Annotated in this window: 13 protein-coding genes and 3 tRNA genes; 3 read left to right on the top strand and 13 right to left on the bottom strand. The window is 55.9% G+C overall.

Features of this window, described 5'->3' with window-relative positions; translation table 11 throughout:
- Nucleotides 1-649: class I SAM-dependent methyltransferase (locus GX181_09550; GenBank protein ID NLM72183.1), on the top strand; the 649-nt coding region annotated here is incomplete at its 5' end.
- A gap of 376 nt (nucleotides 650-1,025) precedes the next feature.
- Here the strand turns inward: GX181_09550 and GX181_09545 are convergent.
- From GX181_09545 to GX181_09510, 8 genes are all read right to left on the bottom strand, one after another.
- Nucleotides 1,026-1,931, bottom strand: coding sequence for a hypothetical protein (locus GX181_09545; protein NLM72182.1), 906 nt, complete (start codon nucleotides 1,929-1,931; stop codon nucleotides 1,026-1,028).
- A 222-nt stretch (nucleotides 1,932-2,153) separates the two neighbouring features.
- The gene (locus GX181_09540) at nucleotides 2,154-2,945 is read right to left on the bottom strand and encodes a Fic family protein (protein NLM72181.1); all 792 of its coding nucleotides are present in this window, start codon (nucleotides 2,943-2,945) and stop codon (nucleotides 2,154-2,156) included.
- A gap of 118 nt (nucleotides 2,946-3,063) precedes the next feature.
- Nucleotides 3,064-3,795, bottom strand: coding sequence for an ABC transporter permease (locus GX181_09535; GenBank protein NLM72180.1), 732 nt, complete (start codon nucleotides 3,793-3,795; stop codon nucleotides 3,064-3,066).
- Nucleotides 3,795-4,760: an ABC transporter ATP-binding protein gene (locus tag GX181_09530; GenBank protein ID NLM72179.1), complete on the bottom strand. Its 966-nt coding sequence runs from the start codon at nucleotides 4,758-4,760 to the stop codon at nucleotides 3,795-3,797. Before GX181_09530 ends, GX181_09535 begins: the two co-directional genes overlap by 1 nt.
- Nucleotides 4,732-5,160, bottom strand: coding sequence for a winged helix-turn-helix transcriptional regulator (locus GX181_09525; GenBank protein NLM72178.1), 429 nt, complete (start codon nucleotides 5,158-5,160; stop codon nucleotides 4,732-4,734). Before GX181_09525 ends, GX181_09530 begins: the two co-directional genes overlap by 29 nt.
- 316 nt (nucleotides 5,161-5,476) lie before the next feature.
- Nucleotides 5,477-5,552: transfer RNA gene (locus GX181_09520), tRNA-Thr, on the bottom strand.
- 15 nt (nucleotides 5,553-5,567) lie between these two features.
- Nucleotides 5,568-5,652 (bottom strand) — tRNA-Tyr (locus tag GX181_09515).
- 15 nt (nucleotides 5,653-5,667) lie between these two features.
- Nucleotides 5,668-5,743: transfer RNA gene (locus GX181_09510), tRNA-Thr, on the bottom strand.
- Between the two features lie 208 nt (nucleotides 5,744-5,951).
- On the opposite strand from GX181_09510, the gene GX181_09505 reads away from it, so the two are divergent.
- The gene (locus GX181_09505; GenBank protein NLM72177.1) at nucleotides 5,952-6,137 is read left to right on the top strand and encodes a type II toxin-antitoxin system HicA family toxin; all 186 of its coding nucleotides are present in this window, start codon (nucleotides 5,952-5,954) and stop codon (nucleotides 6,135-6,137) included.
- A gap of 31 nt (nucleotides 6,138-6,168) precedes the next feature.
- Complete coding sequence (locus GX181_09500) at nucleotides 6,169-6,564, top strand: type II toxin-antitoxin system HicB family antitoxin (protein ID NLM72176.1); 396 nt, start codon at nucleotides 6,169-6,171, stop codon at nucleotides 6,562-6,564.
- Between the two features lie 125 nt (nucleotides 6,565-6,689).
- Here the strand turns inward: GX181_09500 and GX181_09495 are convergent, their stop codons facing one another.
- From GX181_09495 to GX181_09475, 5 genes are read right to left on the bottom strand one after another with little or no spacing between them, the layout of a single operon-like run.
- Complete coding sequence (locus GX181_09495) at nucleotides 6,690-6,992, bottom strand: hypothetical protein (GenBank protein NLM72175.1); 303 nt, start codon at nucleotides 6,990-6,992, stop codon at nucleotides 6,690-6,692.
- Nucleotides 6,989-10,093, bottom strand: a complete 3,105-nt coding sequence (locus GX181_09490) for an efflux RND transporter permease subunit (protein NLM72174.1) — start codon at nucleotides 10,091-10,093, stop codon at nucleotides 6,989-6,991. Before GX181_09490 ends, GX181_09495 begins: the two co-directional genes overlap by 4 nt.
- Nucleotides 10,090-11,178, bottom strand: coding sequence for an efflux RND transporter periplasmic adaptor subunit (locus GX181_09485; GenBank protein NLM72173.1), 1,089 nt, complete (start codon nucleotides 11,176-11,178; stop codon nucleotides 10,090-10,092). The genes GX181_09490 and GX181_09485 overlap by 4 nt, the downstream gene beginning before the upstream one ends.
- A complete protein-coding gene (locus tag GX181_09480) occupies nucleotides 11,175-12,500 on the bottom strand; it encodes a TolC family protein (GenBank protein NLM72172.1) in 1,326 nt (441 codons plus the stop codon). Before GX181_09480 ends, GX181_09485 begins: the two co-directional genes overlap by 4 nt.
- Entirely contained in the window at nucleotides 12,493-13,137 is a 645-nt protein-coding gene (locus tag GX181_09475) for a TetR/AcrR family transcriptional regulator (GenBank protein NLM72171.1), read from the bottom strand. The genes GX181_09480 and GX181_09475 overlap by 8 nt, the downstream gene beginning before the upstream one ends.
- Nucleotides 13,138-13,195: the final 58 nt, after the last annotated feature.

Raw genomic sequence — 13,195 nt, 5'->3', positions numbered from 1 at the left:
GTCTACATACGACCAGTGGTACGAAACACCGTTAGGAAACTTCGTCGACCGTGTGGAGAGGGCGTGCGCCTTGGAACTGCTCGCTCCGAGTCCCGGAATGAAAGTTTTGGACGCCGGGTGCGGCACGGGAAACTTCAGCCTGACACTGGCAAAACTGGGCTGCAAGGTGACGGGCGTTGACACTTCGATAAAAATGCTGGAGGTCGCGAGGGACAAAGCCAAGATCAGGGGCATCCAGGCTGAATTCACCCTGATGGACGTCGCGGTGCTTGATTACCCGGAGGACACGTTCGACGCGGTTGTATCAATGGCCGCTTTCGAGTTTTTTGACGACAGGCAAAGAGCAATTGACGAGCTGTTCAGGGTGTTGAAACCCGGAGGCTCCCTCCTTATCGGCACCATAAACAAAAAGAGCGATTGGGGAGAGCTATACAGTGAAATTGCCGCGAAGCAGGACTCTGTCTTCCGGCACGCGCGCTTCGTGACGGAAAACGAAATGAGAGCCTTGGTTCCAAAGGAACCCGAAGCATTCAAAGAGTGCCTGTTTATCCACCCGGGGGCAAAGGCTGAGGAAATCTGCGAAGAGGCGGAGAAAGCCGGATACGAGAGGGGCAGAGGGGGGTTCATGTGCTTCCTTTGGAAAAAGTAGCGGAGTAACAGTACTTTTTAGCACGACCAGAAAAAGACAGGGGTTCCCTTCGTACCAGGTGCGGACTCGGCGAGGAAGATCAGGCATTTTGCCCCATGAGCGAAAAAGACACCTGATCGCGCTGAAAGATTGGCAAAAACGAGCCGGAAAGCAAGGCATTTACAGCAACTTCATCTTTCCGTGCAGACCTTGGAGGTTCCATTGGACGACACGAAAAAAACGTGGGGCAATCTGCAGAAAAGAGACTGCATCCAGCATTTTTCATGGAACTGCATGAGACACGACTTCCCGGCCAACTCGCCGTGATGGACACCTGCATCTTCACCATCAAAGAATTGCTCTGCCACGAGAGCATCAAGACGACCCTGGCATACGCCTATCTGTCGCCCCCGCAAAGGTCCCGGTAAACGTCTGTTCCCTTGATCTTGGAAAAGTTGTCGTTTTTTTCGAGCAAGTCTATTGGCATATCGCCCTGTTCGTTTTTCGCTTGAATTCCGGCCCCAGCCTTTACCAACGCCTCTATCACCTCCGGGTTGGAGTTTACATAAGCCGACAGATGCAACGGCGTGCGGCGCTCGGTGTCTCTCGCCTCCATGTCCGCGCCCGCCTTCAGCAACGCCTCCGTCACCGCGGGGTTGGAGTTGAGGGCGGCCGACAGATGCAACGGCGTCTCGTTTGCGGTGTTTCTCGCCCCCATGTCCGCGCCCGCCTCCAGCAACGCCTTCGTTACCTCGGGGTTGGCATTGAAGGCGGCCGACAGATGAAGCGCCGTGTCGTTTTCGGTGTTTCTCGCCCCCATGTCCGCCCCTGCCTTCAACAACGCCTCCGTCACCGCGGGGTTCGAGTTGAAGCGAGCCGACAGATGAAGCGCCGTGTCGCTGCGGTCGTTTATCGTCTCCATGTCCGCGCCCGCCTTCAGCAACGCCTCCGTCACCGCGGGGTTCGAGTTGAGGGCGGCCGACAGATGAAGCGGAGTGTCGTTTCCGGTGTCTCTCGCCCCCATGTCCGCGCCCGCCTCCAGCAACGCCTTCGTTACCTCGGGGTTGGTGTTGAAGCCGGCCGACAGATGAAGCGGCGTCAGGTTGCGGTCGTTTCTCGTCTCTATCTCCGCGCCCGCCCTCAGCAACACTTCAAGCACCTTGTGATCGGTATTCCGCTCTGCCGCAAGCACTAAAGGAGTATCGCCGTTCTCGTTTCTCGCATTTACGTCCGCCACACTATTTATCGCTATTTCCACGGCTGCCGCAGCGCCCGTCTCGCACAACCCGAAAAAATCAGCCATCATTAATACTCCTTGCTATTTGTCGCCGCTGTATCTGTCAACCAACACTAAATCAGAAGGAACAGCTTATCTGAAAATCGGGCAGCTGCAAAATCCCGTCATGACAGTCCTTAATAAGCTTGATTAAGTCGAAAGGATTTGTCTGAAAAGTTGATCCTGCCATATTCAAACCTCCTTAGTGCGGAGCGTAAATCGACTTGCAAAAACAGGGTTGTTTTTCCCCTACCCCGTAAAATCCTTCAATCCTTTTCGTCCCTGCTTTTCCCCGTCTGCCGTGGCGGCTGCCCTGCCCCATGTTTTTTCCACGGCGGCTTTCAGAAACCGGTAGAGCGGCTCCAGGTCCTCGTCTTCGTCATACTTTTGAAGGGCTACAAAGTATTGCCGCCTATCTTCCTCGCCGATGATGAGAGGCGGGTGGTTCCTGGTCATGAGGTAGTAGTTCAGCAGGGTTCTGCCCACCCGGCCGTTTCCATCGGCGAAGGGGTGGATATGTTCAAACTTTGCGTGGAAATAGGCAGCTGCCTTAAGGACGTCAGGGCCTTCGTAGGCGTTGACCTCCGCAAGCAGCTCCGCTACCTCCCTCTTCGCGTCCTCCGGGGCGGCGCCCACTTCGTGAATTCCTGCAACGTAGTCGTGCCTTTTAAAATTGCCGGGGCGTTCGCCTCTTTCTACATACCTTCGCTCGTCGTAGGTCCCGGCGGTCAGCATACGGTGAACTTCCCGGACAAGGCAGAGGTCCAGGGGCGCCTTGGCCGCAATTTTTTCCTTAAGGTACTCGTAGCACAGCTTTTGGTTCTGCTGCTCGAAGAGGGCGCGGGGATTCCCGCTAAACCCGGTTACCCGGCCGTTTTCGAATATCTCCCTGGTATCGTGCCAGGTTATATCCTCATTTTCTATCTTTCCGGAGTGATAGGCAAACAGTATGCGAAAGTTGTGAAGATATTTGTCCAGGTCCGAGGCAGCCGCAACATTCCACGACCGCCACAGTTTTACCGCCCTTTCGTAACCGTTCATGCCGCTCCCTCCGTTTTTAAGTTTTTCCTAATTATATCCGCAAGGGTCCACTCCGCAGGCCCGGTCAAAATTTACACCATTATAGGGACTCAATCGACTTAGGGGCCCCGCCACACCATTACAAAATCCATTTTCGATTAATATTGTATCGGCAAATAGAAAACAACCCGACTGCAAATGCTAATAATGCAGGAACACAAAGTAGAGGTGACATTATGCTTGAACTTGTAATTGCGCCACTTAAAATATCCGTTCCGTAAGTAAGCGGCAAGCAAAATGACACAGGGCGTAGAAACACTGGTAAAGCCGAAAGTGGCATAAACAGACCGCATAAAAACAGCATTGGAAAGCGGAAGAAGTTTGAAAATGTCTGTGCTTCAAAAACCTGTTTTGCAGATACTGCAATCATCAAGCCAAGAAGCGTTGAGGTTATTGCAATCAGAAGTACAGCAACGAAAACCATCCCCCAGTTTATACCGCTTAAATCCGTGAGAAATGCAACAAATACAATCGGCACTATGGAGTTGAACATGCCGAATAATATCGCACCCATCGTCTTAGCAAGTACCATCAAATTCAGGCTGATTGGTGCAAGCAGCAAGCGGTCAAACGACCTGCCGCTACGTTCAAAGGTTATTGTTACCGCGAGCATTGAAGTTGTTCCGAATAAAACGCTCATTGCAATAAGACCGGGGAGCAATTCCAGCATGCTTCCACCAGGTGAACGGAGAAGTTGCATCAGAGTCCATGACAATGGGAAGATGATACCCCAACTGATATTAGGAGGCTTAAGGTAATAGTTCTTTATGTCCTTTTTGAGTATGTTCCAAAAAGCTATCCATTGTTTCATTATTCGCCGCCCCCTTTCTCTTTTTCTTTGCCGAGTTTTCCTGCTTCTATGCCAGTCAGTTCAACAAAAACGTCTTCTAATGTCGGTCGGAGTTCCTTTGCTTCAAAAATCGCAATGCCGTTATCATCAAAGTATTGCATAACAGGCAAAAGCGGAAGTTGTTCCTCGGAGCGTAGGATGAGTGTAGAGCCGTTTGTATAAACAACACTACCCGAAAACCGTTCTTGTAATCCTGCTGCGATTCTATCGGCAGGGTGGTCGGTTACAAACTGAATAGAGTGTCCTTGTGCAGCATTTTCCATAAGATTTGAAACGGTATCGGTGGCAACAATTTTACCGTCAACAATAAAGGCAAGCCTATCACAAATACGCTCGGCATCCTCTATGTAGTGTGTGGTGATAAAAACGGTTGTGCCTTTGCTTTTTAAGTCAAGTATCAATTCCCGAATTTGCCTAGCGCTTTCCACATCAATGCCTGTTGTTGGCTCGTCAAGAAACAAAATTCTCGGCGAATGAATGATGGCAGCGGCAATGGTCAGCTTGCGGCGCATTCCTTTGGAGTAGGCTTTGAAAAGGCGTTTTCCTGCTTGCTTTAGCTGAAATTTTTCTAAAAGTGAGTTAGCCTTTTCCTCTCTATCAACTTTACTCATTCCATAAAGCGCACCGCAAAAACATAGGTTATCAAAACCGTCCATATCGTCATAAAGGTTGCTTTCATCAGGCACAATTCCCATAATGGATTGCGCCTTTTTCACTTGCTTTTTTGCATCAATACCGTCAATGGTAATCTCGCCCGAAGTTGGGCGTGAAAGACCAATCATCATGTTGATTGTCGAAGTTTTCCCTGCACCATTTGGCCCCAGAAAGCCAAAGACTTCACCCACGTTTATAGAGAAACTGGCATCATCTACAGCAGTAAAATCGCCATACGTCTTTTTAAGATTTGTGACAGTTACAATTCCCATGATGCTCGTCCCTCTCAACGCCATCTTTGCCGTGGCAGAACTCTTTGACTTCATCGGAACATGCGGTCTTTTTGTGGCAATGCTGCGTTTCGCCAGCAGCGCAGTCACCATCTTCGTCAGGCTCACAAGATTTGCGCTCAATTCGTGCGAATGCTTCTATTTCCTTTGCCAACTCACGTAATACATCACGCTTGACATCATAGTGCATGAAGTAGCCACGTTTTTCACCCTCAAGCAGTCCTGCTTCACGCAAAACTTTAAGATGTTGTGATATTGTGGCTTCAGTTAGAGAAAGTTTTTTAGCGAGCGCGCGGACACAGTAATTGTGTCCTAACAGTAGTTCTAAAATCTTAAATCTGGTATCATCAGCAATTGCTTTTAGCATGATTGATTTATCCACTCGAGTATCCTCCTGTAATTTAATTAGCTCATTACCTAATCAGATTATACCGAGTTAGTTTGATTAGGTCAATGGCTAATAAAATGTAATGGCGCACTCGACCGTGACAGTACAACGTGACGAATTAGCCTTTGGCAATGCCTAAATAGCCCATGATTACAGGCTTTTCGTCACGCATAAACCTCGTTTTCGTGGTAGGCAAGGGTTTTATACTACCCACTCGTTTTGTCAATGCAAAACTGACCACCTCCGACAACATAGGACATACAGAAAAGAAGCAAGGGCTCCCTTCAACCTCGGAAACCCTTGCTATTACTGGAGCCGACTTGCGGACTCGAACCGCAGACCCCATCCTTACCATGGATGTGCTCTACCTACTGAGCTAAGTCGGCGCTCTCTTACAAAAGTGGTGGTGGGAGAAGGATTCGAACCTTCGTAGACGGAGTCGGCAGATTTACAGTCTGCTGCCTTTGACCACTCGGCCATCCCACCACTTTGCCCTCAACCTGGAGCCGGCACCCGGACTTGAACCGGGGACCTGCTGATTACAAGTCAGCTGCTCTACCAACTGAGCTACACCGGCCCGCCGAAAATACATTATAGCGGGTGATTTTGGCTTGTCAACAGGAGTAGCGTTTTTTGCACAGGTTTTTGGGCGAGAGCGAGGAGGATGAGGAAGTGAATGAGGTCCCTCCGTCGCTTCGCACCGTTCGGGATGACAAGAGTGCAGGCCGTCGATTGACGTGCATATTATGCGCATGAGATAATACGTATAAAAGGAGGAGCGAGCTGTGCCTACATCGAAGGAGCTGATCCGCCTGATCGAAAGCGACGGCTGGTACCTGGTCAAGATAGAGGGCGGTCATCATCACTTCAAGCATCCGACGAAGCCCGGAAAGGTTACGGTTCCTCATCCGAGGGAGAATGTTCACCCCAAGACGTTCAAAAGCGCGCTGAGGCAGGCGGGGCTTCTTTAGCCCGGGACATGAGAAAGGGGTTGAGGCCGGAATGAGAAAGAAACCCGATAGATACGTCTTTCCCGCGATCTTCAGCTATGACGAGGACGGAGTTGCGGTGTCGTTTCCCGATCTTCCCGGATGCAACACCTGCGGGGAGGATCAGGGCGAGGCGGTTGTCATGGCCCAGGATGCGTTGAGGGGGCATCTCGCCTGCATGGAGGAGGACAACGACCCCATCCCCGAGCCATCTGACTTTCGGAGCGTCAAGCCCGGGGACGACGAGGCGCTGGTGCTTGTCGAGGCTTGGATGATCCCGCTTAGGGAAAAGACGGTGCGGAAGAACCTCACAATACCGGCGAAGCTGGCCTTTCAGGCCGAGAGAGCGGGGATCAACTTCTCCGGCCTTCTGACCAGGGCTCTGGAAAAGGAGCTGGGGCACTTGTAGCCCGCAGCGCAGTCCACTGCGTCAAACATGGTCTTTTCGCGGCCTCGGGGCACTGGCCCCGGCACTGCGTTCGAGTGTTTCGCACGCAGAGCCGGCGGCACCGCGCCCCGTTCCTCGTCTTTCCTCTACAGCACTCTCTCGGCCTCTGAGACGTACATGGCTATCCCCGATCTACCGACGAACGGATCCTCCATCAGCGCCTCGAGGCGATGCCTGATGTCGTCCACCATCTTCGGCTCGCACAGGAACTGCACAGCCCAGTTCTTGCCTGGGAAGACAGCGTCGTCCCAGCGTGTGTTGTCCCCTGCGTTGTCCTTCCACAGGACGTCGCGCCAGGCGCTGTAGCACTCCACTCCCGCGTCGTCGAGCAGCTCCGTCACCTCGTCCGCCAGCATCTCGTTGAAATGCAGCCATACCATCTTAATCATGCCTTGATCGCCTCCGCAAAACGCCCTTTTCTTCTGATCTTTTCCTCGAACAGGCTGTACATCACCGGTACCAGGACCATCGTGACAAGGGTCGAGATCATCAGCCCGCCCATGACCGAAACCGCGAGCGGCCGCCAGATCTCCGATCCCTGCGCGTTGCTGACCGCCATCGGAAGCATCCCGAAGAATGTCGTCAGGGTGGTCATAAGGACCGGACGCAGCCGCCTTCCGCCTGACTCTATCAGCGCCCTGCGGAGCGGCATACCCCTGGCCCGGAGCAGGTTGATGTAGTCCACCAGCACGATCGCGTTGTTGACAACTATCCCGACCAGCATGACTATGCCGAGCATGGCCTGCAGCGAGAGGTAGAGCCCCGTCGCCAGGTAGGCGAATGCCACTCCTGTCAGGGCGAACGGTATGCTGAACATTATCACGAACGGGTCGAGATATGCCTCGTACTGTCCCGCCATGACCATGTAGACCAGGGTGATCCCCAGCAGAATCAGCAGCGCCATCTGCTGGAACGCCTCCGTCTGCTCGCGGACCTGTCCGCCGAACTCGATGGTCACGCCCGAGGGCCTGTCCATCCTCTCGACCAGCGCGCGCGCGTCCGCCGTGACCTCGCCGATAGAGCGACCGTGCACGTTGCTCTCCACCGTAACGTAGCGCTGCTTGTTTTTCCTCTGGATCTCCGGCGGCCCCATCGTGTCCTCGTAGGTCGCCAGGTTGGACAGGCGAGCAGTACCGCCGGTGATCGACGGGATCATCAGCCGATCGAACACCTCGCGAGAGTTGCGCTGCTCCTCCCTAAGGCGCAGCCTTATCGGGTAGTCGTCCTCGCCCTCCCAGTAGCTCTCGCCGGTCTCGTAGCCGTAGAAGTAGGTCCTTAAAGATTTGCCGACGGTCGCTGTGTTCACCCCGAGCATCGAGGCCTTCTCGCGGTCCACGTTAACTCTTATCTCCGGCCTGCTCTGCTTCTGGCTGAGGCTTATATCGACCACGCCGGGGATGTTGGCGATCAGCTGCTTCACGTCGTCGGCCGCCGAGATCACATCCTCTAGCCTCTCGCCGTAGACCTCTATTGTCAGCGGCTTGGAGCCAAGGAAAAGAGCCTTTATCGGGGAGGTCACCAATACGTTCATCTTCTCGATCCCAGGCTGCTCGTTAAGCCAAGCACGCAGCTCCTCGCCTATCTCGAAGGCGCTCTTCTTCCTCTGCCTTTTGTCGACCAGCTTAAGCCCCACATTACCGATATTGGGGCCTGACTCCTGTCCCGCAGCAAGGGCAAGCCCCTTCTCGTCGCGTCCGTCGTAGCCGTAGATGTTGATCGCCTCGGGCACGGTTTTCTTCACATGCTCTATCGTCCGAAGCACCAGCTCGTCAGTCTCCTCTATCCTGGTTCCTTCGGGCAGGTTGACGGTGATCATGATCTCGCCGGTGTCGGGCTCAGGGGTCAGTTCCGTTCCGATCATGCTGAACGACAGAAAGGTCAGAACCAGCAGGACCCCTGCGACCGTGAACACCTTTCGCCGGTTGTCCAGACTCCACCCCAGCAGGTCCTCGTACCCCGACTCCAACCTCGCTATGATCCTGTCCGTGTATTTATGAAGGCGCAGCCTGTCCTCCTCCCTCTTGAAGAAGACACTCCCCATCATCGGTATGAACGACAGGCTGACGAATAGAGACGCAGCGACCGCGGTCACCATGACGATGGTCAGCGACGAGAAGAAGACCCCCACCAGCCCGCTTATGAACGACAGGGGCAGCAGCACCACGATAGTGGTCAGGGTCGACGCGATCAGCGAGGAACGAACCTCCCCCGTGCCGATGATGCTGGCCGCGCTCTTCCTGGCGCCTTTCTCAAGATGGTAGACGATCTGGTCCGTGGCCACGATGCAGTTGTCCACGACCATGCCGCTCGCCATCGCCAGGGCCGACAGGGTGAAGATGTTGATCGTGTAATCCAGCCTGCCCATCACGATGAAAGTGATCAGCAGCGAGAAGGGAATCGCCCCGCAGATTATGAGCGATGCGGAGAGCCGCTTTTGGAAGATCCACGTGACGATGAACACCAGCACTATTCCTATTATCAGCGACGTCGAGAGGTTGTTGATCGAGTTTATGATGAACTCCGACGTGTTCATCCCAACGTTATAGTCAACGTCCGCCAGGAACTCCGTCTCCTTAAGCTCTTCAAGCCTGTCCAACACGGCCTGGGTGACCTCGACCGTGTTCGCGTCTCCGGTCTTCAGCACCACCATGATGACCGCCGGCTCGTCAAGGTGGAAGCCCTTGATCTCCTTCTCCTTGTATGTGTCCGCCACCTCGGCGACATCGTCCAAGTAGACCGGCCTGCCGCCCGCCACGCCGACCACGGTCCTGCCGATCTCGTTCACCGATGAGAAGCGTCCCGGCACCCTTATGTAGTACTCGGTCTCCCCCTGCTTCAGGGAACCGGCCGGGATGTTGATGTTCTCGCTCTCTATCGCGCCGATTATCCCCGGGATGGACACGGCGAACGCTTCAAGCTTCTCCGCGTCGATGCGCACCTGTATCTCTCTCTGCTCGCCGCCGAAGACAAGCACCTGCCCGACTCCCGGTATGCGGGCCAGATTCTCCATCACGACCCTGTCGGCGAAGCGGTAGAGTCCCTCGTAGGATCTCTCCGCGGTCAGAGAAAGAGTGAGAAACGGGATCGTTCCGGAGGTGATCCTCAGAAGGATCGGCTCCTCGGCGTCGGCGGGCAGGTCGCGCTTGATGAAGCTGATCGAGTCGCGTATATCGCCCATCTTCACGTCGAGGTCCTCGCCCCACTTGAACTGCACAGTCACCACGGAGACGTTGTCCATCGAGCGGGAGAAGATCTTGTCCACTCCCTCTATCATCGACATATCGTCCTCGATGGTCTTGGAGACCCTCTGCTCCACGTCACTCGCCGACGCCCCCGGCCAGGTCGTCAGGATGTTGACCACCGGCGGCTCGATCTTCGGCAGCAGGTCGAGCTTCAGGGTTGTGAAGACTATCCCTCCCAGCAGTATGACCACCAGGAAGACCATGAGCATCATGGTCTTGCGCTTGACTGAAAACTCCGGCAAAGTCATCTGTCCGCCACCTTCACCCTTACGCCGTCGCGCAGCTTGTCGGAGCGTTCTGCAATAACTATGTCGTCGACATCAACGCCGTCTGTTACCTCGACAAAGCCCTCCTGCTCCAGCCCGGTGGAGATCTTGCGAAGAAGTGCGATATCGGAGGAGACCACATAGCAGATGCTCTCGCTCGCCCCGGCCATCCTGCCCACCGCCTCCATCGGCAGGGCGAGCCCCTCCCTCTCCCCCAGGAGCAGAGTCACCCGAGCGAACATCCCGGGCATGATCCGCCCCTGCGACGGAAGCGACACCTCCACCTTTCCCGTGCGGGTCGCCGGGTCAAGAGAGGGAGCTATGCGCGATACAACGCCCTCGAAGACCTCTCCCGGAAAGGCGTCCAGCCCGACCTCGACGCTCTGCCCCACCTTGACCTGCGGATAGCGCCTCTCCGGCACTCCCCCGGAGACAGTTACATTCTCCTGCCTGGATATCACGAAGGCGGGCATCTGGGCTGCCGTGTCGCCGGGATCCACGTTACGAGCCATCACAACCCCGTCCACCGGCGCCTCAAGCGTATGGTACCCAAGGGTTATTTTCAGCTGGTTCAGAGCCGCACGCGCCTCCTCCACCTGCCGGGCAGCGACCTTGGACTCCCCTTCCATCCGCTCGAACTGCTGGCGACTGACCACGTCCTCCTGGTAGAGCGACTCTATCCGCTTGAAATCCGACCGAACAGTCGCCGCATAGGTTGCGGCCTTCCCCATCGCAGCCTCCGCCTGGACTATCTGCTGACGCAGAAGGCTGTCGTCCAGAGTGGCGAGAGTCTGTCCCTTCTTAACCATGTCTCCCTCGTCGACAACAACAGTAAGCACCGTGCGCCCCGGGACCTTCGCCACGACCGCCGCAGTCTCCTCCGGCTCGACGTTCGCCGCGAACGACACGGTCTCCGTAAACCTGCGGACCACCGGTGAGACCGTCCTTACAACCAGCTCATCCACAGCGGGGCCATTGGCCATCGTGGGCTCGCTCTCCTTCATCCTGTAAAAGATAAGGCCTCCGAAAACCGCCAAAAACAGCAGAACAACCGCGTACTTCTTCATCTCACCGCCACCTCCGCTCCTCGCTCCTCGCCGATGACTCCCATCGCGAACTCCATCTCTGCGCGCGCTTTCAGCATATCGAAGCTGCTGTCCACCAGCTGGTTCCGCGCGTTCGACAACGCCACCCGCGCATCAAGCACGTCTATATTCGTCCCAACCTGCGCCGTGTAGCGCTTCAATGCCATCCTGTAGTCCTCCTCGGCGCTCTCAACCATCGCGCGACCTGCCGCCATCTTCTGCCGGGAGGACTCGCAGTTCAGCCTCGCCACGGAGATCTCAAGCTCGATCTGCCTCTTTAGATCCTCCATCTGCAGCAGAAACTCCTCTGCCGCGGCCTTCGCCTCTCGTGCGCGGGCGGCCGAGACTCCTCCGTCGAACAGACTCCAGGAGAGCATCAGAGTCGCTTTCCAGTCGTTCTGCGCATCGGGAAAGAAGCTGTCTCCCGCGGAGTAGGCCTCGCCCATGAACATGAGCTGCGGGCCATCCTGAGCCTTCGCCGCCCTGGAGGCCATGGTCGCCGACCGAGCTGCCAGCTCTAGCGCCTCCATCTCCGGCCGACGTGCAAGCCCCATCTCCACCGCGCACTCCGGCAGGGCGGGCTCATCCGGCGTCTCCGTACCGGGCGGAAGGTCGTAAATTCCCTCAAGCGACGCACCCACGGCCCTCTCCAGCGCCTTCCATCCGACGGAGACCGAATTCTTCGCCTGGATCAAGTTCAACTCCGCCTCGGAGACAGAGACCCTTACCCGAAGGACCTCGTTCTTCGCGACGACACCGTTGCGGAAGAGAGCCTCAACATGCTGAAGATGCTCCTTCGTCAGTTCCAGTACGTCTGTGGCCACCGACAGCTTCCCCTCGGCCCGCCTCAGGTCGTACCAGGCGGAGGTAGTCCCCCACTCGACGGCCTGGCCCGTTCGCCTCTCACTGGCCTCCACGCCTGAGAGAGCCAGTTCCTTCGACTCGGCGTTGAACTCCACTCCCCCGCTGCTGTAAAGCAGCCAGTTCAGCGTCAGCGCCGCCTTCCACGTGCTCTCGAACCCGGCGATCGCGTACCCGGCGGGCACCACCGGATAGCGAGGCTCGTTCTGAACCTCCTGGTAAAGCAGCGAGACCCCGAGCTTGGGCAGGGAATTGCCCCTGGCCTGGTCCAGCCTCGCCTTGGCCTGCTCGATCCTCTCGGCGGACGCCGCCGTAACCGGGTTGTTCACCCTCGACATGGCAAGAGCCTCCTCCAAAGTCAGCACCGGCCTCTCCGCTGCGCACGCGGAGCCCAGAAAGAAGAACAGAAGAACCGCCGCACCCGCCACCCTCAAACTACGCATCGATCCCAACACCTCCGAAAACCCTCTCCACCAGGAAGCGCCAGCTCTTCTTGGCATCGTCCCTGCTCACCATCAGTTCCAGATTCATTATCAGCCCGTTCAGGACGCTGACGAAAATGCCGACCAGATCCCTGTGCGAAAGAGAATCCACCCGCAGCGGCTCGTCGGGGAAGATCGAGTCGAGTATGGACACAGCGTCTTCGGTGATGGATTCGCGAAGCGACGCTGCGAGCTCCATCATCTCCTCCCTGCCGCGCATCGCGTCCAGCATCAGCTGTACGAAAAGCAGGCGGCTGACCGAATCCTCAGCCAGCATGTCGATCAATCGCTCGCCCCTGCTTATCAGATAGTCGGCGACCTCCTCCCGCGGCAGTGACAATTCCTTAGGTATCACCACGTCGATCATGCTCTGCGTCTGCTCCATGACGACCTCCTTGTAGATCTCCCACTTTCCGGGGAAATACCAGTAGATCGCCCCCTTGCTCAGCCCAGTCTTCTTCACAATATGCCCCATGCTGGTACCGTAATATCCCTTCATGGCAAAGCCCTCTCGGGCGGCCTCCATAATCTCGCCGCGAGCATCCCGCGCCTCCGGAGTATTCTGCGTATCGACGGAACTTTGCGTGTCAACGCTCACAATACCACCTCCCGACCGTTCGGTATGTTGATAATATCACAGACCGACCGGTCGGTCA

The organism is Synergistaceae bacterium, from assembly GCA_012521675.1.
Lineage (GTDB): Bacteria > Synergistota > Synergistia > Synergistales > Aminobacteriaceae > JAAYLU01.
The sequence above is the reverse complement of the archived record's forward strand: the minus strand, read 5'-3'. Positions and strand labels throughout refer to the sequence as shown.

Coding starts and splice junctions, on each gene's coding strand:
- GX181_09545 (NLM72182.1), bottom strand. CDS start 1,931: ATGGCTGATTTTTTCGGGTTGTGCGAGACGGGCGCTGCGGCAGCCGTG.
- GX181_09540 (NLM72181.1), bottom strand. CDS start 2,945: ATGAACGGTTACGAAAGGGCGGTAAAACTGTGGCGGTCGTGGAATGTT.
- GX181_09535 (NLM72180.1), bottom strand. CDS start 3,795: ATGAAACAATGGATAGCTTTTTGGAACATACTCAAAAAGGACATAAAG.
- GX181_09530 (NLM72179.1), bottom strand. CDS start 4,760: ATGGGAATTGTAACTGTCACAAATCTTAAAAAGACGTATGGCGATTTT.
- GX181_09500 (NLM72176.1), top strand. CDS start 6,169: ATGAGAAAGAAACCCGATAGATACGTCTTTCCCGCGATCTTCAGCTAT.
- GX181_09495 (NLM72175.1), bottom strand. CDS start 6,992: ATGATTAAGATGGTATGGCTGCATTTCAACGAGATGCTGGCGGACGAG.
- GX181_09490 (NLM72174.1), bottom strand. CDS start 10,093: ATGACTTTGCCGGAGTTTTCAGTCAAGCGCAAGACCATGATGCTCATG.
- GX181_09485 (NLM72173.1), bottom strand. CDS start 11,178: ATGAAGAAGTACGCGGTTGTTCTGCTGTTTTTGGCGGTTTTCGGAGGC.
- GX181_09480 (NLM72172.1), bottom strand. CDS start 12,500: ATGCGTAGTTTGAGGGTGGCGGGTGCGGCGGTTCTTCTGTTCTTCTTT.